This window comes from Pseudoalteromonas piratica, from assembly GCF_000788395.1.
GTDB classification, from domain to species: domain Bacteria; phylum Pseudomonadota; class Gammaproteobacteria; order Enterobacterales; family Alteromonadaceae; genus Pseudoalteromonas; species Pseudoalteromonas piratica.
In genome coordinates this window covers 2,904,341-2,926,804 of record NZ_CP009888.1, presented here as the reverse complement: position 1 = coordinate 2,926,804, position 22,464 = coordinate 2,904,341, and the positions used below count along the sequence as shown (strand labels likewise).

13 protein-coding genes and 2 rRNA genes are annotated in these 22,464 nt (G+C 42.7%); 12 read left to right on the top strand and 3 right to left on the bottom strand.

What is annotated here, in order from left to right:
• The first annotated feature begins 43 nt into the window (after window positions 1-43).
• From OM33_RS13500 to OM33_RS22080, 6 genes are all read left to right on the top strand, one after another.
• Complete coding sequence (locus OM33_RS13500; RefSeq protein ID WP_038642446.1) at window positions 44-1,954, top strand: DNA topoisomerase III; 1,911 nt, start codon at window positions 44-46, stop codon at window positions 1,952-1,954.
• Window positions 1,955-2,133: 179 nt separating this feature from the next.
• On the top strand, window positions 2,134-3,390 hold the full coding sequence (locus tag OM33_RS13495; RefSeq protein ID WP_038642444.1) for an efflux RND transporter periplasmic adaptor subunit: 1,257 nt from the start codon (window positions 2,134-2,136) through the stop codon (window positions 3,388-3,390).
• A 41-nt stretch (window positions 3,391-3,431) separates the two neighbouring features.
• Window positions 3,432-4,133, top strand: coding sequence for an ABC transporter ATP-binding protein (locus OM33_RS13490; protein ID WP_038642442.1), 702 nt, complete (start codon window positions 3,432-3,434; stop codon window positions 4,131-4,133).
• Window positions 4,134-4,144: 11 nt separating this feature from the next.
• Window positions 4,145-6,568 (top strand): ABC transporter permease, encoded by a 2,424-nt coding sequence (locus OM33_RS13485; protein ID WP_038642440.1) that lies wholly within the window; start codon window positions 4,145-4,147, stop codon window positions 6,566-6,568.
• Window positions 6,569-6,717: 149 nt separating this feature from the next.
• Window positions 6,718-8,094, top strand: coding sequence for a sigma-54-dependent transcriptional regulator (locus tag OM33_RS13480; RefSeq protein ID WP_038642438.1), 1,377 nt, complete (start codon window positions 6,718-6,720; stop codon window positions 8,092-8,094).
• A 2-nt stretch (window positions 8,095-8,096) separates the two neighbouring features.
• On the top strand, window positions 8,097-9,395 hold the full coding sequence (locus OM33_RS22080) for a sensor histidine kinase (protein WP_052141012.1): 1,299 nt from the start codon (window positions 8,097-8,099) through the stop codon (window positions 9,393-9,395).
• Here the strand turns inward: OM33_RS22080 and OM33_RS13470 are convergent.
• Window positions 9,388-10,689, bottom strand: coding sequence for an NAD(P)/FAD-dependent oxidoreductase (locus OM33_RS13470; protein ID WP_234402697.1), 1,302 nt, complete (start codon window positions 10,687-10,689; stop codon window positions 9,388-9,390). The two genes, OM33_RS22080 and OM33_RS13470, sit on opposite strands and share 8 nt — an antisense overlap.
• A gap of 386 nt (window positions 10,690-11,075) precedes the next feature.
• On the opposite strand from OM33_RS13470, the gene OM33_RS13465 reads away from it, so the two are divergent.
• The 3 genes from OM33_RS13465 to OM33_RS13455 all read left to right on the top strand — a co-directional run bounded on the left by OM33_RS13465 (window position 11,076) and on the right by OM33_RS13455 (window position 14,337).
• Window positions 11,076-12,077 (top strand): 4-hydroxyproline epimerase, encoded by a 1,002-nt coding sequence (locus tag OM33_RS13465; RefSeq protein ID WP_038642436.1) that lies wholly within the window; start codon window positions 11,076-11,078, stop codon window positions 12,075-12,077.
• 11 nt (window positions 12,078-12,088) lie between these two features.
• Window positions 12,089-13,567: an aldehyde dehydrogenase (NADP(+)) gene (locus OM33_RS13460; protein ID WP_052141011.1), complete on the top strand. Its 1,479-nt coding sequence runs from the start codon at window positions 12,089-12,091 to the stop codon at window positions 13,565-13,567.
• A gap of 116 nt (window positions 13,568-13,683) precedes the next feature.
• A complete protein-coding gene (locus OM33_RS13455) occupies window positions 13,684-14,337 on the top strand; it encodes a GntR family transcriptional regulator (protein ID WP_038642434.1) in 654 nt (217 codons plus the stop codon).
• Window positions 14,338-14,412: 75 nt separating this feature from the next.
• Here the strand turns inward: OM33_RS13455 and OM33_RS13450 are convergent, their stop codons facing one another.
• On the bottom strand, window positions 14,413-14,787 hold the full coding sequence (locus OM33_RS13450; RefSeq protein WP_038642432.1) for a rhodanese-like domain-containing protein: 375 nt from the start codon (window positions 14,785-14,787) through the stop codon (window positions 14,413-14,415).
• Between the two features lie 12 nt (window positions 14,788-14,799).
• A complete protein-coding gene (locus OM33_RS13445; RefSeq protein WP_038642430.1) occupies window positions 14,800-16,107 on the bottom strand; it encodes an amidohydrolase in 1,308 nt (435 codons plus the stop codon).
• A gap of 80 nt (window positions 16,108-16,187) precedes the next feature.
• Between OM33_RS13445 and OM33_RS13440 the strand changes: the two genes are divergently transcribed.
• The 3 genes from OM33_RS13440 (at window position 16,188) to OM33_RS13430 (ending at window position 22,386) form a co-directional block, all read left to right on the top strand.
• The gene (locus OM33_RS13440) at window positions 16,188-17,045 is read left to right on the top strand and encodes a tetratricopeptide repeat protein (RefSeq protein ID WP_038642428.1); all 858 of its coding nucleotides are present in this window, start codon (window positions 16,188-16,190) and stop codon (window positions 17,043-17,045) included.
• A 651-nt stretch (window positions 17,046-17,696) separates the two neighbouring features.
• Window positions 17,697-19,229, top strand: a 16S ribosomal RNA gene (locus OM33_RS13435).
• Window positions 19,230-19,505: 276 nt separating this feature from the next.
• Window positions 19,506-22,386 (top strand): 23S ribosomal RNA (locus tag OM33_RS13430).
• The 16S and 23S rRNA genes sit together here, the layout of an rRNA operon.
• Window positions 22,387-22,464: the final 78 nt, after the last annotated feature.

Sequence of the window (22,464 nt, the reverse complement as noted above, 5' to 3'; positions counted from 1 at the left end):
GCGATATAGTTAACTGTAATTATATACAGTTGTTTATTTTGATTTGAAACTCTATATCGCAGAAAAACCGTCTTTAGGGCGTGCTATTGCGGATGCACTGCCAAAACCTCATAAAAAAATGGATGGCCATATTATTGTGGGCAATGGTGATGTAGTGTCGTGGTGTATTGGCCATTTACTGGAACTTGCTGAACCTGATGACTATCACGAGCGCTACAAAAAATGGAATTTAGCTGATTTACCTATCGCCCCTGACACTTGGCAATTAAAAGCCAAAGCTAAAACTCGCAAACAACTTACCTTACTCAAGAAGCTAATTAAGCAAGCCAGCCAACTTGTCCATGCAGGCGACCCTGACCGTGAAGGACAATTGCTGGTAGATGAGGTAATTAGTGAAGCAAAAGTATCAAAAACAAAACTTGATAGTACCGAGCGTTTGCTGATCAGCGACCTTAACTTAAACGCCGTTAAAAAAGCTTTGAATAATTTAAAATCAAATCGTGATTTTATACCGCTGTCTGTCTCTGCATTAGCGCGCTCGCGTGCCGATTGGTTAATCGGCATGAATTTAACCCGTGCTTATACCATTAAAGGTAAACAGGGCGGTTATAGTGGAGTGCTATCAGTTGGTCGGGTGCAAACACCTATTTTAGGCTTAGTGGTTCGTCGCGATTTAGAAATCGAAAACTTCGTCAGTCGCCCGTTTTATGAAGTAATGGCTGAGAATATCACAGAAAAAGGAGAGCAATTTCAAGCTAAATGGCTGCCAAGTGAGGCATGCGTACCTTACCAAGATGAAGATGGCCGTGTGTTGCATAAGGGCCTCTGTGAAAATGTCATAAGCCGTATTACAGAGCAGCAAGGGCAAGTGTTATCTGTTGAAGAAAAAACCAAAAAGCAAGCGCCGCCATTACCTTATAATTTATCTGCGTTACAGATTGATGCGGCAAAGCTCTTTAAAATGCCAGCCAAAAAAGTGTTGGATATTTGCCAAAGCTTATATGAAAAGCATAAGTTGATTACGTACCCACGTTCAGATAATCGTTATTTACCAAAAGAACACTTTTTTGAAGCGCCACATGTGCTTAGTGCGATAGAAAATAACAAAGGGCAAACCAGTGAGTTAATTGCTAACGCTGATACCTCAATTAAACATAAATGTTGGAATGATAAAAAAGTAGAGGCGCACCACGCTATTATTCCCACCAGTAAAAAGCTTAAAAGTGCGAGTTTAGGCTTTGAAGAAGAAAAAATTTATGGCCTTATTTGCCGCCAATATTTAGCATTGTTTTACCCCGATTACATTTATCACGATACAAGTGTATTGGTTGAAATTGCAGGCGGTAAGTTTAAAGCGACGGCAAAGCGTGAAAGCCAATTAGGCTTTAAAGTACTGATGGGAAAAAGCGAATTAAAAGATGAAGTCACTCTGCCTGCGCTTTCAAAAGGACAACTATTTACCTGCCAACAAGGGCGCTTAGTTGAAAAGCAAACAGAGCCGCCGCAACATTTTAACGATGCCAGTTTATTGAGTGCCATGACCGGTATTGCGCGCTATGTAGACGATGCTGAAATTAAAAAAATCTTGCGTGAAACAGATGGCCTAGGCACTGAGGCCACACGCGCTGGCATTATTGAATTACTATTTAAACGCTGCTTTTTACAGCGCCAAGGAAAACATATATTAGCTACCGAAACCGGTAAAGCTCTAATTAATGTATTGCCTGATAAATTAACAAAACCCGATATGACCGCGCTTTGGGAGTCGCAATTAACGCAAATTGCCGAAAAGCATGGTAGTTATACTAGTTTTATGTCACCACTACTTAATGAATTAAAAGGGCATATTGAACTTGCTTGCAAAACACCGGTCACTGGATTTAATCATTTACCCCAGCCAAAACAAAAACCGTTTAAGCGCCGTTATAAACGCAAAGCAAAAACAACCAGTTAAGTAAAAAGCTACATCCCAATTTTGGGATATAGTTTTTTAAACGTCATCCCAAAATTGGGATGTGATATAAAGCTTAAAATTGTCAATTAACTATAACCTATTGTTAGTATTGATTTTTATTGTTTGGCACGCTCTTTGATATAGGTCTATTACCAATGCAAACAGATTAGGCATTTAAAATGGACATTATCAAAACTAAAAAAACACCGTTTTACAAAAAGAAAGCAGTAGTATTTTCAATGGCAGCTGCACTTTTTGCAGGCGCCGTTTATGGTGTTGCGCAAGTGGATTTTGCAAGTGCGACGGTTAAGCGTTCTAACTTACTAACTGCAGAAGTTAAAGCAGGCGAATTTACAATCAAAGTATCGGGTCATGGAGTGTTGGCGCCACACGATGTGCGCTGGGTTGCCAGTAATGTTGAAGGTAAAGTCGAAAAAATTCTTATGAAGCCAGGTGCAGCGGTTAATCAAGGCGACTTAATTGTCGAGCTTGCTAACCCAGAACTTAAGCAAAAAGTGGAAGAACTACAGTGGGAGCGAACGGCGCTTGAAGCTGAGCTAGCAGCACTAAAAGTAAGCCAACAAACTAAGTTGCTTGATATGCAGGCAAGTTTGCTACAAACCAAAATGGCCTACGATAAAGCAAATATGCGTCTGCAAGCAGAAGAGCTATTAATTAAAAAAGGCAACGCAACCGTATCTCGTCTTGATTACGAAAATTCAAAATTGACTGTGTCACAGTTAAAAGAAACTCTTGCGATTGATAAACGTCGTGAAATGCAGCTTGGCGAAAATTTAAAGGCGAACCTCACTGCACAGCAAGCACGTTTGGAAAAGTTAAACAAAACCATTGAGCGTGCCGAATTTCAACTTGCATCGCTAAAAGTCGTGGCGCCAGTTTCGGGTATATTACAGGCCATGCCGCTTGAATTAGGCCAGCGTGTATCACTTGGTAGTAATGTTGCAAAATTTGCTAAGCAAGATGATTTAATTGCTGAATTAAAAATCCCAGAGCTTAAAGCATCCGCTATCGCGCTTGGCCAGAGTGTAGCGATTGATACCCGCTTTAACACCATTATGGGCACAGTGAAACGCATCGACCCTGCAGTTGTAGAAGGTACAGTGCAAGTGGATGTTGAGCTTGAAACACCATTACCACAAGAAGCGCGCCCCGATCTTTCTGTTGATGGCGACATCATAGTCGCTAAAAAAAGTAACACCTTATATGTTCGCCGCCCAGCATTTTCACAAGCTGAGCGCACCCTAAGTGCTTTTAAATTGGTTGAAAATGGCCGTTACGCTGAAAAAGTGGCGGTGACCTACGGAAAAGCATCAAGTACCGAAATTGAAATTGTAACTGGATTAGCCGTGGGTGATCAGGTGGTCATCTCTGAGCAAAGCGAATTTTCACGTCATGCACGTGTTGCGCTGAACTAATCCAAAACCACATTAATAACGAATTTTAAAGGAATAATTACATGAATACACTAATTAAACTAACAAACCTAAAAAAAGTATTTGCTACCGATGAAGTTGAAACTCACGCCCTAAGCGAGATTAATTTAGATATTAAACAAGGTGAGTATGTATCAATTTCGGGCCCTTCAGGTTGTGGTAAATCAACCTTGTTATCAATTTTAGGCTTACTGGATACCTGTTCGGGTGGCAGTTTTGAATTAAACGGTCATCAGGTCGCTGGGCTTGACCACAAACAGCGCGCATACATTCGCAATAAAGAAATCGGTTTTGTATTTCAGTCGTTTAACCTGATTAGCGATTTAACGGTAGAAGAAAACGTTACTTTGCCTCTAACTTATCGTAAAGACTTAAGTAAAGCAGAGCGTAAGCAAATGGCGCTGGCGGCACTAGAAAAAGTTGATATGAGCCACAGAGCAAAACATTACCCGGCGCAACTTTCGGGTGGTCAGCAGCAACGTGTTGCTGTAGCACGTGCTATTGTTGGCAACCCTTCAATTATTCTTGCGGATGAACCAACCGGTAACCTTGATTCTAAAAATGCAGAACTAGTGATGGCGCTGCTAGACAAATTACATGCAGAGGGCACCACCATTTGTATGGTTACTCACGATCCCCGTGGTGCAAAACGTGCTGAACGCATTGTGGAAGTATTTGATGGTCGCATTGTTGGCGATACTGAAACGCATGTTGCAGTCGCATAAGGAGAAATGCCATGTTAGACGATATTTTATATGCTGTGCGAGGGATGCTTAAAAACCCACGTTTTGCAGCGCTAACCACCTTTGTTATGACCATTGGTTTAAGCTTATGCATTTATATGTTCAGCTTTATTTTCAACACGTTGAACGGAACTATTCCACTTGAAAATGGCGAGCGTTTACGCAAAGTGACAACGGTAGTAAACGGTGTGGCGTATGATGGTACGTCGGTGCGTTACCAAGAGTACCTCGATATTGTAAATCAACAAACCAGCTTTGAGTTTCTAGATGCTTACGATACTTACACAGTAACCGTTTCAACCAGTGACCGTGCTATTCGCTATTCATCGCACTTTGTAAATGAAGAATTCTTTAAAGTATCAGAGGCGAAAGCAGCGCTTGGGCGCTTACTGACTAAAGCAGATTCTACAAGCAATGAACGTGTGGTAGTGTTAGGCGATTTAGTATGGCGTGAAATGTTTGCGTCAGACCCAACAATCGTCGGTCAAAAAGTTCGTATCGATGGTAAAAACCACACTGTGGTAGGAGTAACAGAGCCAGGTTATCGCTTCCCAGACTTTGCGCAAATGTATATGCCTTTTAAAGTTGAAAGCCAAGGTCTTGCGCGAGAAGATTCTAACTTCGTAGCAGTTTACGGTGTACTCAAAGAAGGTGTTTCTGAGCAGCAGGCAAATCGCGAAATGGAGACAATTTTCGCGGAATTTGCACGCCAGTATCCAGAGCTAAACTCTACAAAAATTGGCTTTGTTTGGACTTTCCAAATGGAAAAAATTGGTAAAGGCGGTGATGCGCTGGTACTTGCTATGGCGTTAGCGGTGTTGTTTATTTTAATCTTAGCGTGTGTAAACGTAGGTAACTTGTTGTTATCTAGTGCTATTGAGCGCAACAAAGAAAGTGCCATTCGTACAGCGCTGGGTGCACCACGCTCTGTGCTTATTCGCCAATTAATGTGTGAAAGCTTAATTATTAGTGTGCTTTCTGGTTGCTTAGCTGTGTTAATTGCAGGCTATGGGTTAGATTTAACGTTTGACTACTTTTTAAATTCACTGCCAATTGAACCGCCATTTTGGTGGCAAGCAGGGCTTACTCAAACAAGCTTGCTGATTACTGTGGTAACGGTGTTAAGCACAGTACTCATTACTGGTGGCTTACCAGCATGGCGTGCGACTAAAACCGATATTAACGCAGTATTGCGTGACGGTACACGCGGTGCGCAAAGCAAAACGGCGGGTTTACTTAGCAAAGTAATTGTTGGTTTAGAAGTCACTTTATCGTGTGCGCTTATTATGCTTTCAGCGGCGATGCTTAATTTAGTAAGCAAAATGAATGACGCTGATTATGGTGTTGCGGTTGATAACCGTGTTGCAGCACGAATTGCATTGCCAAGCGAACGCTACGGAAAAGAAAACATTGCAAGAGCAAAACAGTACTATCAATCACTTGAAGAAAAGCTAACTGCAAACCCTGCAATTGAAACTGTTACCTTTAGTCAGTCATTACCTCACACCTGGGGTATTTTTCAAAATATCTCGGTTGAGGGAGTAGATTATGGTAAAAACCCTAGTTACCCAGGTTCTAACGTCAGCATTGTTATGAATAACTATTTTTCAGCAATGGAGATGACATTACTGGAAGGGCGCTTATTAAATAACAGCGATGCAGCAGGAACAAGCCTAAATGCGGTTGTTACTAAAAACTTTGCTGAAAAACATTTAGCGGGTGAAAACCCAATTGGCAAGCGCATTAAATTAATGGAAATGGATAATGCAGTAGTCACCATTGTAGGTGTTACAAACAATGTCATATTCGGTCAACCTTTTGAGCATAATAGTGATAAAGCATCAATGTTTTTGGCTTATCAGCAGTTTCCTCGTTTGAATATGAATGCGGTAATTAAAAGTGTTTCAACAGCCCCAGCAACGCATAACCCTGTAAGCTTATTAAATAAAGCGGCGGTTGAATTAGATGCTGATGTTGCACCTTACAGTATTACTGATTTACAAACAGGTATTGAGGGGCGCTTATCGGGTATGAATTTTATTGCCAATATCTTCATTTTGTTTGCTATCTCGTCAATGGTCATTGCATTTAGTGGAATTTACGGTGTTATGGCTAACTCTATTGTGCAAAAAACGCAAGAAATTGGTGTTCGCCGCGCGCTTGGTGCAGATAACAGCAACGTGTATAACCACTACTTAATGCAAGCGATAAAACAGCTAGTGGCTGGCTTAGTTTTAGGTATTCCATCCGGTGTGCTTTTAGTAAAAATGTTAGAGCAAGGCAGTATGGCTGAGGGCTCGATGCTTGTTTATATCGGTGTACCCGTGTTAATTAGCTTGGTAATTGTTCTTGCAGTTGTGCTACCAGTTCGTAACGCACTTAATATGGAACCATCAAGTGCACTTAGGCACGAATAGATAAAACTTAAAAAGCCAGTGCTTGCACTGGCTTTTATTTATTGATTTAACCCAAGTTAACTTTTACCCTAAAACCACTATCGAGCATTACACTTAGTGCCTTTGTTCTCTTTTAAGCAAACAAGAATTAACGCAGTAAAGGATAAATTGTGTCTCATATTTTAATTGCTGATGACGATCCCAGTATTGTTGCCGCACTTCGCCTATTTTTAAAAAGCGAAGGGTTTAAAGTCACTACAGCAAGTTCACCAGCAGAAGCTGTCTTTTTTGTTAAACAAAACGACATTGATCTCGCTTTAATCGATTTAAATTATCACGCAGATACCACCTCAGGTCAGGAAGGCATTAATCTTACCGAACAGCTTGCAAGCCTTGATGAAAGCTTGGCAATTGTATGTATGACCGGATGGGCAAGTGTTGAAATCGCTGTGGAAGTAATGAAAGCCGGTGCTGGCGATTTTGTTGAAAAGCCATGGGAAAACGAGCGCTTATTAACAGTCATCACCAACCAGCTAAAATTGCGCGAGCAAAAGCTGCAAAACCAAGTGCTTAACCAAGAAAACCAAAACTTAAAAAGCGAACTGGCACAAAGTGATGGTGAGCTGATTGTTGAATCTGCCCCAATGAAAGCGTTACTTGCACAACTAGAACAAATCGCCAAAGCAGATATCAATGTGCTGATCACAGGGCCAAATGGCACCGGTAAAAGTTTACTCGCGCAGCATATTCATAATTTGAGTAACCGCAATAATGAGCGTTTTGTTTCAGTAAATATGGGCGCAATCAGCGAAAGCTTATTTGAGTCTGAACTATTTGGCCATGTAAAGGGTGCCTTTACCGATGCTAAGGAGAATCGTATTGGCCGCGTTGAGCTTGCAGAAAAAGGCACTTTGTTTATGGACGAAATTGGTAATATTCCACTGCCACAGCAAGCAAAATTACTGCGCTTATTAGAAGAACACCAATTTGAAAAAGTTGGTTCAAGTAAAACTCAAACAGCGAACATTCGTTTAATTTCAGCAACCAATGCCAATTTAGATGCGATGGTAGAAGATGCTACGTTTCGCCAAGATTTACTTTACCGGTTAAACACGTTTGTAGTGTGTTTACCAAGTTTAGCTGAGCGTAAAGATGACATCTTGCCAATGGCAAGTAACTTTATTGCTAAAGCTGCCAAACGTTTTAACAAACCAGCGCCGAGTTTATCGCCTGCTGCGTGTGATGCACTTTTGGCATACGATTGGCCGGGCAATGTACGTGAGTTATCTCATACGTTAGAGCGTGCCACTTTACTTGCAGTAAGCGAAATCAGCCCAGAGCATTTAATGCTAACGCCGAGTGCAACTCAAGTTCCACAAGCTCAGGAACAAATAACCGCTAAGTACCAAGGCACAATGGATGAAATTGAAAAAGCAGTGATTGAACAGCGCTTAATGGAATATCAAGGTAATGCACTAGATACGGCAAAATCGCTAGGTTTAAGTCGCAGTGCGTTTTATCGTCGCCTCGATAAATTTGGTATTTAGTCGTGAAAAGTTTTTTCAATCAGCTACAACGTTCGGTGTTGTGGGCGGCGCTTCCAGGTAATTTTATTGCCTTGGTGATGATATGGCAGTCAGACCTCAGCATTTATTTGCAAGCACTGGTGAGTTTGTTACTAATTTTAGTGGTGGCGATTAATCTTTATTATTTATTTGATAAATTAAACGAGCAGTTTTTATCGTTAGCAAATTTAGTTGAAGCGTTAAATGCAGGTGATTACACCTTGCGCGCCAAAGGGGCGACTGAGTCATCGGCGTTCGGCGATTTAGTTCAGCAGATTAACCGACTTGCGGATAACTTATCTACCACTCGCTTTGAATACAAAGAAAGCCAGTTGTTATTAGCGAAACTGATTAAACAAATCGGTGTGATTATTTTCGCCTGTGATGAAAATCAAAAAATTACCTTGGCAAACCCTGCGGCAGAGCACTTTTTTGAAAAATCCGAGTCCAAGTTGATTAACCATACACTGGCTGATTTAAACTTGGTTGAACTTATTGATGCGCCCAATAATCAGTTGGTGATGGTGGCAAATAAGCAAACAAAATCTCGTTTGCATTTATATCGCGATAACTTTCGAGAAGCAGGTAAGCAGCATAACTTGTTTATTTTATCGGATTTAGAATCAGTACTGAGCCATCAAGAGCAAAAAGCATGGAAAGACTTAGTACGTGTGTTAAGTCATGAAATTAATAATTCGCTGTCGCCCATTATTAGCTTAACCGACACATTAAATAAAATTTCTTCGAATTTGCCGATTGACGGCGAAGACAAAGAGGATATTCAAGGTGGCTTAACCATTATTGGCGAACGAGCAACCCGCTTAAAATCCTTTATTCAAGGTTATCGACAACTTGCGACCTTGCCAGAGCCGCAAAAGAAACCGCATGATTTAGCAAAAATAATTTCCAGAAGTACAGAGTTACTAGGATATCCCTGTAATTTACATTTAGCAGATAACTGTATGGTTGAAGTGGATGCCGCCCAACTAGAGCAATGTTTAATAAATTTATTGAAAAATGCCCATGAAGCAGCGCCACAGCAAACAATTGATATTTCGCTTAAACAAGATACGCAACAAGTGGCAGTAGAAATCAGAGATTTAGGTGCAGGAATTAGTAATCCTGATAATCTTTTTGTGCCTTTATACACCACAAAAAAACAAGGCACAGGTACTGGTCTTGCGCTGTGTCGTCAAATTGTATTAGCGCATAATGGGGTAATATCGCTTAGCAACCACCCTGAAAGTGGTTGCATCGCGACAGTCGTATTACCGCTTAGTTAAAACGGGCAATGGAGTAAGGCGTAAGATCAATTTGCGGTGTTGCGTCTTGTACTTCTGCAGTTATGAGTTCCGCACTAATGGCTGCTAAGGTTAAGCCCAGATGCTGGTGGCCAAAGTTAAAAAACACGTTATTGTGTTTGGGTGCACGTCCGATCACGGGTAGTGAGTCCGGTAGTGTAGGGCGAAATCCCATCCATTTTTTATCTTCTGCAGGATGATCATCCACCATATCTGGCCAAATTGATTCACCTAGCTGCTTTAACATATCTGCACGGCGATAGGTTGGTGCTTTTGAAAGACCCGCAAATTCTACTGTACCTGCAAGGCGTAAGCCCTCTTGCATTGGGGTTAGGATAAATTTCTTCTCAAACGACACGACTGGCATGGTGGGCATTTGTTCACTGGATACCATATAGTGGTAGCCGCGCTCTGTGTCGAGAGGTACTTTATAGCCAAGCTGTTTACAAAGTGCCTTCGAGTGCGCGCCGGTGCACATTACCAATTTATCAAATACTAGCGCATTGTCGTTGGCATTTATGGTGATACCAGAGTCGTTTGAAAAAAGCGATGTCACTTCAACTTGCTTAAAATTAACGCCTAATGATTTTGCATAGTCAAACAGCGCCATATTTAATTTATAAGGGCTACAAGTATGGCCCACGTCTGTAAAGTAAAGAGCGTGCGTAATTGCTGGGTGTAACCCCGGTTGCAACTCATCCAATTCGTGTCTTTCTAATAACTTCACGTTTACGCCTTCTTTTTTGTAGTGGGCGCGTGTTACGAGTGCATCTTTACGAGAGTCTGACTCGAAGGTAAGTAAGCTGCCATTTAAATGAAATAGTGATTCGGTATTTGTTGCTTTAGTTAAACGTTGCCATGCGTTTATTGCCGACTGATTTAACTGTTTTAGTGCGTCTTTATTGCGATTAAACACACGCGGACGCATATTTGCTAAAAAACGCATAAACCATGGCAGTGCTTTAAACAAATAACTCGGGCTAATCCGCAGAGCGCCTTTTGGGTCGAGCAGCATTTTTGGTAGTTGAGGCAATATAGAGGTTTGTGCGAGCGGAAACACCTGCTCCGTAGCAAAGTGCCCCGCATTGCCTTTTGAGCAGCCTTCACTAATGCCTTTACTATCAAGTAGCGTTACTTGATAGCCCAGTTGCTGAAGTCGAATAGCGGTTGAAATACCGATTACACCTGCGCCAATCACAGCAACATTTTGATTAACCGAGCTAGAGATGTTGTTCATTTGATAAAAATATAACTTTACTTTGTATACAATATACATTAACTTAATCGGTATACAATGTACAGTATCACTTTTCGAAGTAAAAACAAATTAAACCAAACTGAAAACTTATACTGACAGTTTAACTGGTAAATATGTGTGGTATTTGGTGTTAGTTGTTACCTAGACTAGGTTTAATTACTGTGCCGCAGTAAGTTCATTGCATCAACTATCTTAGCGATTCGCGTTCAAGATAATGTATTCAAAGGGGTACCTTTTCAGTCTATAGGCTGGTGGAAACGAGGTAATGCAGTGATTGAAACAATGACAATTTAGAGTGATAAATCACTTAGGTTAACTAATTAGGCTTTCCCCATTAGCCGAGGCGCGCATCTGTTTGCGCGCCTATTTCGCATTACAAAAGTTAAAAATTAGGAGCGCAACAAGTGAGAAAAGGGACCTATTTTTGTATTGATGCCCATACCTGTGGCAATCCAGTACGATTGGTTACGTCAGGTCATCCAGTGCTTGAAGGTAAAACAATGGGTGAGAAACGCATGCATTTCATGCGCGAATATGACTGGATCCGCCAGTCGTTGATGTTTGAACCTCGCGGACATGACATGATGTCGGGTGCGTTTTTATATCCACCTTGCTCAGATAATGCTGATGCATCAATTTTATTTATTGAAACTTCTGGGTGTTTGCCAATGTGCGGACACGGCACTATCGGTACCTTAACCGCCGGTTTAGAGGCGGGCCTGATTCAGCCAAGAATACCGGGTAAATTAATAATTGATGTGCCTGCAGGGCAGATCAATGTTGATTATCAGATGACCAACAATAAAGTTGATTGGGTAAAAATTTATAATGTTGCGGCTTATTTAGCGCATCAAGATATTGAAATTGACGTGCCAGAACTTGGCAAAATAAAACTTGATATCGCCTATGGTGGTAACTTTTACGCCATTGTTGAGCCACAGGAGAACTTTCCGGGGATCGATAAGTGGACACCGGGTGATGTTTTAAAATTTAGTCCTTTGGTACGTGAAATTGCGGGTCGTGCAGTGGAGTGTGTTCACCCAGAAGATTCTAATGTCAAAGGACTTTCTCATGTTTTATGGACAGGCGCACCAAAAACCGAAGGTTCTACGGTTGCCAACGCAGTGTTTTATGGCGACAAAGCCATTGATCGTAGCCCTTGTGGTACAGGCACATCAGCGCGTATGGCGCAATTACATGCGAAAGGCTTATTAAAGCCAGGCGAAAAGTTCGTACATGAAAGTATTATTGGTAGCCAATTTGTAGGCACCATCGAGTCCGTAACCGAAATCGGTGGCATTACTGCTATTAAGCCATCGATTCAAGGTTGGGCAAAAATTACCGGATACAACCAAATACTAGTGGATGATGAAGATCCCTATGTCAATGGTTTCCAACTAGTTTAAGGGGAAAGTAGATGTTTACAGGATTAAGCTTTATTAATAACGAATGGTCTTCACTGGGTGAGGGGTCATTTAACGCGATAAATGCATTTGACCATACGCCACTTGAGCCTGCATTTAAAAACTGTAGCCTTGAGCAGTTAGCACAAGCATGTGATGTGGCAGATGCTGCATTTAAAGTTTATCGTAAAACCACAAAAGCCCAGCGAGCTGCGTTTTTAAATGCGATTGCTGATGAGCTTGCAAGCAAAGAAGATGAACTGGTTGCACGTACACCGCTTGAAACTGGTTTACCTGAAATGCGTATTAAAGGTGAGCTAGGTCGTACTGTTGGTCAGTTACGTTTATTTGCAGCAAATTTAGAGAAAGACGCTGAATTCATTGCTGAAGATGCAGCAATGCCTGAGCGTCAGCCTTTACCACGTCCAACGTTAAAAATGGCAAAAATTGCCATTGGTCCGGTAGCTGTTTTTGGTGCGAGTAATTTCCCTCTTGCCTTTAGTGCGGCAGGTGGTGATACAGCATCGGCATTAGCGGCAGGTTGCCCTGTGGTTTATAAATCTCACTCGGCACACCCTGGTACCAGTGAAATTGTGGTACGTGCGATTGAAGCGGCAATTACTAAATGCGAGATGCCAAAAGGTGTTTACCAGTTGCTTCATTCGAAAAGCTACGATGTAAGTCATGAATTAGTTAAAAACCCAAAGATCCAAGCAGTAGGCTTTACGGGATCGTTTGGTGTGGGCATGGCCTTGCAAGACAGCATTAAACAACGCAAGCAGCAAATTCCATTTTATGGCGAGCTAGGCTCTACAAATCCGCAAGTATTGCTTTCTGGTTTTGTTAAAGGCCAAGAAGAAAAATTGGCAGCAACATTTATTGCGTCGCTAAATATGGGCGCAGGTCAATTCTGTACCAATCCGGGTTTATGGCTGATTGCTGAAGAAGAAGCAGAAAGTTTCAAACAAGCTGTAGCAAAAGAGGTGGAAGTTTCTGCACCGCAAGCCATGTTAACGCCGGCTATTTTAAAAGCGTATAAATCAGGTTGTGAAAACTTCGCAAACTATGCAACGCTTGTTGCAAGTGGTCAATCTGAAGAACTTCGTTGTAGTACGCAAGTCTTTACAACGTCTGCAACAGAATTCAGAAACAACAAAGCATTACATGAAGAAGTCTTCGGCCCTGCTGCGTTAATGGTAACGTATTCATCAAATGATGAGCTTGTCGCTTTAATTGATGAACTAGAAGGTCAATTAACTGCAACCATTCATGGTAGCGAAGCATTGGTTCAGCAACAGGCTGACATTGTGGATGCGTTAAGTTATGTGGTTGGCCGTTTAATATACAACCAAATGCCAACGGGTGTGGAAGTCTGCGATGCGATGATGCATGGTGGTCCATTCCCTAGTTCAACAGATGTGCGTAGTACGTCTGTCGGCAGCCAAGCAATAGAACGATTCTTGCGTCCTCTATGTATACAAAATGCCTTTTAGAGTTCGTTAGAAATAATTGTGTGTTCCCGTTCTAAGGTAAAAGGCCAGCTATGCTGGCCTTTTTTTATAATTTGTATAAACTATTGCCAAGTTTATACAAAATACAAAGAGATAAAATGGGGCTAGCATATAAAACACGTACCGAATTTGTGGTTGATGCGATTCGTGAAAAAATCTTAAAAGGCGAAGTGAAAGCAGGTCAACCATTACGCCAAGCGGCGCTTGCTGAAGAACTTGATGTGAGCCGTATTCCTGTACGTGAGGCCCTATTACAACTTGAAGCTGAAGGTTTAGTCAAATTCCAAGCGCACAAAGGTGCGATTGTGACTGAGTTAAATGCAGCCCATGTGGATGAATTATTTGAATTACGCGCAATGTTAGAGTCGGATTTACTTGCTCGCTCAATTCCAAATATGAATCCAGAAGATTTTGACCATGCAGAAACGCTGCTAGCAAAACTTGATGAAGCATTAACCCATGAAGACAGTGCTAACTTATGGGCTGATCTTAATACTAGCTTTCACACTTACTTATACCAAGCCGCTGAACGCCCCCAAACGTTAGAAGTAGTTAATATTTTAAATAAGAACTCTGACCGCTATATTCGCATGCACTTATTATTAGCTGGTGGTATTAAAAAGGCGGGTGGTGAGCATAAGCAGTTAATTGACTATTGCCGTGCAGGTGATACAAGTAACGCATGCCAATTACTTAAGCAGCATATTCTTGGTGCAAAGGAAGAAATTAAAGCGTTACTAATTGAAGAATAAAATCAAATAAATTAAAAAAACCAGCCTAATGTGGCTGGTTTTTACTTTAATGCTAAGTAGCAAAGCCTAACGTAATTACTTTTTAATTAAAGGTAACTGTTTTTCATTCCAAGCAAGGTAGTCACCTTCTAAGTGTTTTAATTTAAATCCTTTCTCAGTTAAGGCTTTTTCAAATAAACCAGCACGGCGACCAGAGCGACAATACACAACCAGGGTTTTATCTTTTAGCTCTTCCAAAACCGACATATTCTCTTCAATTTGGTTATGAGGAATATTGAGTGCACCTTTAACATGCCCATCATTAAATTCCTCTATTGAGCGAACGTCGATAATAGTATATGCATTGTCAGACATTTGGTTTTCTAATAACTGTTGTTGCGTAATTACGGGTGTATTAGCAAAACATGCAACACTAAATAGTAGTGATGCGATAAGTAAAATATATTTCATGTGTGTTGTCCTTTAGTTGTTATTAAATAAATCGACTGCTGCTTGGCTCATGGCGGTTACCCCTGTTTTAATTGTCAGTGGATAATCTGGTGCAAACTTACTTGAATGAAGTGAAGGTAGTTTAGTGCCGTTTTTCATTGCGCTTTCGTATTCTGTAGAATTAACTCCGCCAAGCCAAAAAATAGTGATTGGTACATTTTCATCGGTGCGTCCAAACAGGCCAAAATCCTCACCCGCCATTACTGGTTCAGCTTTTAATGTATTGGCTTCACCAATGGCTTTTTTAATACTCGCGGTGACACGCGTTGCAAGCTCTGGATTATTATAAGTAGACGGAATACTTTCAGATTCATGTACGATTACTTCAGGTAGCTCGTTTTCTGAAAGACCGGCACTAAGTGCAATCCCTTTAGTAATACGTTTTATTGCTGCAATTTGTTGATTACGTGCATCTGGGTTATACGAGCGTAATGTAAGCTGCAACTTTACTTGATTAGAAATAATGTTGTGTTTTGAGCCACCATGAATCGAACCTACAGTAATCACACTAGGTTCTAACGGTGAGATTTCTCGGCTAGCAATGGTTTGTAATGCCAATACTGTACGAGATGCCAGTACCACTGGGTCGATAGTGGTATGTGGATAAGCTCCATGACCACCGCGACCTTTTATAATTACATCGACAGAGTCAACATTTGCTAGCGCATAACCTGGGGCAATGGCCACCTTACCAGCAGGTGCTGAGGCACTTACGTGTAAACCTACAACATAATCAGGTTTAGCAAACTTCGTATAGAGACCTTCTTTGAGCATTGCTTTTGCGCCACCGCCAACTTCTTCAGCTGGTTGTGCAACCATCATTAATGTACCTTGCCAGTCATCTTTATGCTCTACTAGTTGCTGAGCTGTACCAATAAAACTAGTCATATGTATATCATGACCACAGCCATGCATTACACCCACTTTATTACCGCTTTTATCGATCACTCTTACTTTTGATGCGTACTCTTTATTTGTTTCTTCAATAATTGGTAGGCCATCGGTATCTGCTCGCAGCATAACGGTAGGTCCGTTACCATTTTTGAAAATGCCAACTACACCATAACCGCCAACATTTTCGGTTACTGCAAAACCAAGCTGTGATAATTCATTTGCAAGCTTTGCTGCCGTTTTTTCTTCTTGGTAAGAAAGTTCTGGGTTTTGATGGAGGTGCTTATAAAGTGAGTTTAATGTGTTTTGTTGCGTAGTAGTAGGTTCATATTGATTGGCTGCAACGGAACAGCTTGTGATAATCAAAGCGTTGAGTAATGCAAATTTCATTTGTTATTCTCTTTTTTGGCATTGTTTTTTAATTATATTGCCTCCATATTGATACTAATTGAAGTTAATAATTAATATATATGAACAATATTATTGAACTAACAGCGGATAGCTTCCAACAAGTCATTTCCGAAACAGCTCCTGAAACATTAATTGCATTATACTTTTATACTCAGCAAGCGCCTGAATGTGTATCAATGACCTCATTGCTTGAAGAAAAAGCAGCGCAATACTCTGAGCACTTGTTATTAGCCAAGCTTAATTGTGATGTTGAGCAAGCATTGGCATCTCAACTCGCACAGCAAATTGGTTTACAGGGTATTCCTGCCATTTTACTTTTAAAGGGTGGCGCTCCGGTTGATATGTTACCAGGGCCTCAATCGAAAGAAATGTTAGATGCTGCTTTTGAAAAACACTTACCGAATGCAGAAGACTTATTGGTAACTGAAGCGCAACAGCTTTTGAGCCAAGGTAATTTCTCAGAAGCCTATACAAAAGCAAAGCAGGCATATGATGTAAATGCACAAAATAGCAAGGTTAAACTAATTCTTGCAGATATCTGCTTAAACATACAAAAAGTAGATGATGCTGATGCCCTGTTATCGACTATTCCAATGGTTGATCAAGATGCTTACTTTAATAATTTAAAGGCAAAGGTAGAGTTAGCGCAAGAAGCGAAGGACTCACCAGAGATTAAGCAACTAGAAGCCGAAATTGCAAAAGACGAAAATAATTTTGACGCGAAAGTGAAACTTGCAGTGCAATATGATCAAGTTGGACGAAAAGAAGAAGCGTTAGAAACCTTATTTAGTGTACTGCAAAAGGACTTAGCGTTTGGTGATGCACGCAAAATGTATCTAGATGTCATTGCGACATTGCCTGATGGTGATGAGTTAGCAGGGAAATATCGTCGCAAGCTATACAGTATTCTTTACTAACACACACTATATAAATAAGAAGGAGCCAAAAGGTTCCTTTTTTATTTCATATTGTTTTAAAAAATTTGACATATAAATTTGCAATCCTGAAAGATTGATCGATACTTAAATTCCTCTTTTTGAGTTCAAACGCCCGAAATCGTACGTTTAACGTTCGGTTTTGTAGCCTTAATGTTAAATTTAGAATTAAATCGCTATTTTTTACAAAAAACTCAAAAAAAGGGTTGCGCCCAAATCAAATCTCTCTATAATGCGCCTCCACCAACACGGGGAACGACGCAGCATAGCAGCGAATCACGAGTTGGGTAAGTCAAGTAAAACTGAGTTTTGAAACTTTCTTAAAAATATAAGAAAAATAATCAAAATTAAGTGTTGACAAAAAATTAGGAAGGCGTAACATACGCAGCCCTAATAGCGACGAAGCGTCGCAGCAAACGCAAGGTTGTTTGCACTGTTCTTTAAAAATTTAAGCAATCATCTGTGTGGGCACTCGTACAGATTAAGTTCTAACATACGCTTTTAGCGTAACAAAATTTAGACTTAATTGAACTGAGTGACCAATTGATACGAAAGTATCAGCACAGTCAATTCGATATCTTTTGATATCAAAATCAGGATTCATTGAGTCGGACGTAAGTCCAAAAACACTTTTAATTGAAGAGTTTGATCATGGCTCAGATTGAACGCTGGCGGCAGGCCTAACACATGCAAGTCGAGCGGTAACATTTCTAGCTTGCTAGAAGATGACGAGCGGCGGACGGGTGAGTAATGCTTGGGAACATGCCTTTAGGTGGGGGACAACCATTGGAAACGATGGCTAATACCGCATAATGTCTACGGACCAAAGGGGGCTTCGGCTCTCGCCTTTAGATTGGCCCAAGTGGGATTAGGTAGTTGGTGAGGTAATGGCTCACCAAGCCGACGATCCCTAGCTGGTTTGAGAGGATGATCAGCCACACTGGAACTGAGACACGGTCCAGACTCCTACGGGAGGCAGCAGTGGGGAATATTGCACAATGGGCGCAAGCCTGATGCAGCCATGCCGCGTGTGTGAAGAAGGCCTTCGGGTTGTAAAGCACTTTCAGTTGTGAGGAAAGGTTAGTAGTTAATACCTGCTAGCTGTGACGTTAGCAACAGAAGAAGCACCGGCTAACTCCGTGCCAGCAGCCGCGGTAATACGGAGGGTGCGAGCGTTAATCGGAATTACTGGGCGTAAAGCGTACGCAGGCGGTTTGTTAAGCGAGATGTGAAAGCCCCGGGCTCAACCTGGGAACTGCATTTCGAACTGGCAAACTAGAGTGTGATAGAGGGTGGTAGAATTTCAGGTGTAGCGGTGAAATGCGTAGAGATCTGAAGGAATACCGATGGCGAAGGCAGCCACCTGGGTCAACACTGACGCTCATGTACGAAAGCGTGGGGAGCAAACGGGATTAGATACCCCGGTAGTCCACGCCGTAAACGATGTCTACTAGGAGTTCGGTTTTTCGGAACTGTCTTCCAAAGCTAACGCATTAAGTAGACCGCCTGGGGAGTACGGCCGCAAGGTTAAAACTCAAATGAATTGACGGGGGCCCGCACAAGCGGTGGAGCATGTGGTTTAATTCGATGCAACGCGAAGAACCTTACCTACACTTGACATCCAGAGAACTTACTAGAGATAGTTTGGTGCCTTCGGGAACTCTGAGACAGGTGCTGCATGGCTGTCGTCAGCTCGTGTTGTGAGATGTTGGGTTAAGTCCCGCAACGAGCGCAACCCCTATCCTTAGTTGCCAGCGATTCGGTCGGGAACTCTAAGGAGACTGCCGGTGATAAACCGGAGGAAGGTGGGGACGACGTCAAGTCATCATGGCCCTTACGTGTAGGGCTACACACGTGCTACAATGGCGCATACAGAGTGCTGCGAACTCGCGAGAGTAAGCGAATCACTTAAAGTGCGTCGTAGTCCGGATTGGAGTCTGCAACTCGACTCCATGAAGTCGGAATCGCTAGTAATCGCGAATCAGAATGTCGCGGTGAATACGTTCCCGGGCCTTGTACACACCGCCCGTCACACCATGGGAGTGGGTTGCTCCAGAAGTAGGTAGCTTAACCTTAGGGAGGGCGCTTACCACGGAGTGATTCATGACTGGGGTGAAGTCGTAACAAGGTAGCCCTAGGGGAACCTGGGGCTGGATCACCTCCTTATACGATTTAGAACTTTTTGTTCGAAGTGTCCACACAGATGATTGTTAGCTAAGCAATAGCTTAGTTAATTTGCTCTTTAAAAATTTGGAAAGCTGACAAACTTTAAATTAAGTACTTACTTAGTAAGTGCAATATTTAATTTAGAGTTCTCAAAATAAAGTAAAGAAAATATGCCGCAACATTAAGTTGTTGTTGGTATCTACTTTAGTATTCAATATTTAACTTCTGGCGGAGTTAAAAACTGTCTTTAGCAATACAAACCATTTTGGGTTGTATGGTTAAGTGACTAAGCGTATACGGTGGATGCCTTGGCAGTTGGAGGCGATGAAGGACGTATTAACTTGCGATAAGCCTAGTCAAGCTAGTAAAAAGCGCTTGAGACTAGGATTTCCGAATGGGGAAACCCACCACTTAGTGGTATCACTTACTGAATACATAGGTAAGTGAGGCGAACCGGGAGAACTGAAACATCTAAGTACCCCGAGGAAAAGAAATCAACCGAGATTCCGAAAGTAGCGGCGAGCGAAATCGGATTAGCCCTTAAGCTGTAATGTAGTTAGTGGAACATTCTGGAAAGTTTGACGATACAGGGTGATAGTCCCGTACACGAAAACTTATTTACAGTGAAATCGAGTAGGTCGGAGCACGTGAAACTTTGACTGAATATGGGGGGACCATCCTCCAAGGCTAAATACTCCCAACTGACCGATAGTGAACCAGTACCGTGAGGGAAAGGCGAAAAGAACCCCTGTGAGGGGAGTGAAATAGAACCTGAAACCGTATACGTACAAGCAGTAGGAGCAGATTCGTTCTGTGACTGCGTACCTTTTGTATAATGGGTCAGCGACTTATATTCAGTAGCGAGGTTAACCATTTAGGGGAGCCGTAGTGAAAGCGAGCGTTAACTGCGCGTTTAGTTGCTGGGTATAGACCCGAAACCCGGTGATCTAGCCATGGGCAGGTTGAAGGTCAGGTAACACTGACTGGAGGACCGAACCGACTATCGTTGAAAAGCTAGCGGATGACCTGTGGCTAGGAGTGAAAGGCTAATCAAACCGGGAGATAGCTGGTTCTCCCCGAAATCTATTTAGGTAGAGCCTCGGACGAATACTATTGGGGGTAGAGCACTGTTAAGGCTAGGGGGTCATCCCGACTTACCAACCCTTTGCAAACTCCGAATACCAATAAGTAATATCCGGGAGACACACGGCGGGTGCTAACGTCCGTCGTGGAGAGGGAAACAACCCAGACCGCCAGCTAAGGTCCCAAAGTGTATGTTAAGTGGGAAACGATGTGGAAAGGCCCAGACAGCCAGGAGGTTGGCTTAGAAGCAGCCATCCTTTAAAGAAAGCGTAATAGCTCACTGGTCGAGTCGGTCTGCGCGGAAGATGTAACGGGGCTAAACATACCACCGAAGCTGCGGCTGCGAATTTATTCGCGGGGTAGGGGAGCGTTCTGTAAGCTGTTGAAGGTGTGTCGGGAGGCATGCTGGAGGTATCAGAAGTGCGAATGCTGACATGAGTAACGATAAAGCGGGTGAAAAACCCGCTCGCCGGAAGACCAAGGGTTCCTATCCCATGCTAATCAGGGTAGGGTGAGTCGACCCCTAAGGCGAGGCCGAAAGGCGTAGTCGATGGGAAACGGGTTAATATTCCCGTACTTGGAATAATTGCGATGGGGGGACGGAGCAGGCTAAACAAGCATGGCGTTGGTTGTCCATGTGAAAGTATGTAGGCTGGAAACTTAGGCAAATCCGGGTTTCTAAGGCTGAGATACGAGACGACACTCTACGGAGTGGAAGTTGTTGATGCCATACTTCCAGGAAAAGCCTCTAAGCTTCAGATTATTTCGAATCGTACCCCAAACCGACACAGGTGGTCAGGTAGAGAATACTAAGGCGCTTGAGAGAACTCGGGTGAAGGAACTAGGCAAAATTGTACCGTAACTTCGGGAGAAGGTACGCTCTTATCTGTGATGAGACTTGCTCTCTAAGCGGACGAGAGTCGCAGTGACTAGGTGGCTGGGACTGTTTATTAAAAACACAGCACTCTGCAAATTCGAAAGAAGACGTATAGGGTGTGACACCTGCCCGGTGCCGGAAGGTTAATTGATGGGGTTAGCTTCGGCGAAGCTCTTGATCGAAGCCCCGGTAAACGGCGGCCGTAACTATAACGGTCCTAAGGTAGCGAAATTCCTTGTCGGGTAAGTTCCGACCTGCACGAATGGTGTAACCATGGCCACGCTGTCTCCACCCGAGACTCAGTGAAATTGAAATCGCAGTGAAGATGCTGTGTACCCGCGGCTAGACGGAAAGACCCCGTGAACCTTTACTACAGCTTGGCACTGAACATTGACCCTACATGTGTAGGATAGGTGGGAGGCTTTGAAGCACAGTCGCTAGATTGTGTGGAGCCGTCCTTGAAATACCACCCTTGTAGTGTTGATGTTCTAACATAGGCCCCTGAATCGGGGTTGTGGACAGTGCCTGGTGGGTAGTTTGACTGGGGCGGTCTCCTCCCAAAGAGTAACGGAGGAGCACGAAGGTTTGCTAAGTACGGTCGGACATCGTACGGTTAGTGTAATGGTAGAAGCAAGCTTAACTGCGAGACAGACACGTCGAGCAGGTACGAAAGTAGGTCATAGTGATCCGGTGGTTCTGAATGGAAGGGCCATCGCTCAACGGATAAAAGGTACTCCGGGGATAACAGGCTGATACCGCCCAAGAGTTCATATCGACGGCGGTGTTTGGCACCTCGATGTCGGCTCATCACATCCTGGGGCTGAAGTCGGTCCCAAGGGTATGGCTGTTCGCCATTTAAAGTGGTACGCGAGCTGGGTTTAGAACGTCGTGAGACAGTTCGGTCCCTATCTGCCGTGGGCGTTTGAGAATTGAGAGGGGCTGCTCCTAGTACGAGAGGACCGGAGTGGACGAACCGCTGGTGTTCGGGTTGTGATGCCAATTGCATTGCCCGGTAGCTACGTTCGGAATCGATAACCGCTGAAAGCATCTAAGCGGGAAGCGAGCCTCGAGATGAGTTCTCACTTTAACTTGAGTTAACTGAAGGGCCGTTGAAGACTACAACGTTGATAGGCGAGATGTGGAAGTGCTGTGAGGCATTAAGCTAACTCGTACTAATTACCCGTGAGGCTTAACCATACAACGCCAAAGTGGTTTAGACCCGCAGAAGTTGAATAGTCTCTGAAAAAAGAGACAAATACTAAAGTAGACATTTAC

Excerpts from the sequence above, each read along its gene's own strand:
- OM33_RS13495 (WP_038642444.1), top strand. The coding sequence starts at position 2,134 with ATGGACATTATCAAAACTAAAAAAACACCGTTTTACAAAAAGAAAGCA.
- OM33_RS13490 (WP_038642442.1), top strand. The coding sequence starts at position 3,432 with ATGAATACACTAATTAAACTAACAAACCTAAAAAAAGTATTTGCTACC.
- OM33_RS13485 (WP_038642440.1), top strand. The coding sequence starts at position 4,145 with ATGTTAGACGATATTTTATATGCTGTGCGAGGGATGCTTAAAAACCCA.
- OM33_RS13470 (WP_234402697.1), bottom strand. The coding sequence starts at position 10,689 with ATGTATATTGTATACAAAGTAAAGTTATATTTTTATCAAATGAACAAC.
- OM33_RS13460 (WP_052141011.1), top strand. The coding sequence starts at position 12,089 with ATGTTTACAGGATTAAGCTTTATTAATAACGAATGGTCTTCACTGGGT.
- OM33_RS13455 (WP_038642434.1), top strand. The coding sequence starts at position 13,684 with ATGGGGCTAGCATATAAAACACGTACCGAATTTGTGGTTGATGCGATT.
- OM33_RS13450 (WP_038642432.1), bottom strand. The coding sequence starts at position 14,787 with ATGAAATATATTTTACTTATCGCATCACTACTATTTAGTGTTGCATGT.
- OM33_RS13445 (WP_038642430.1), bottom strand. The coding sequence starts at position 16,107 with ATGAAATTTGCATTACTCAACGCTTTGATTATCACAAGCTGTTCCGTT.
- OM33_RS13440 (WP_038642428.1), top strand. The coding sequence starts at position 16,188 with ATGAACAATATTATTGAACTAACAGCGGATAGCTTCCAACAAGTCATT.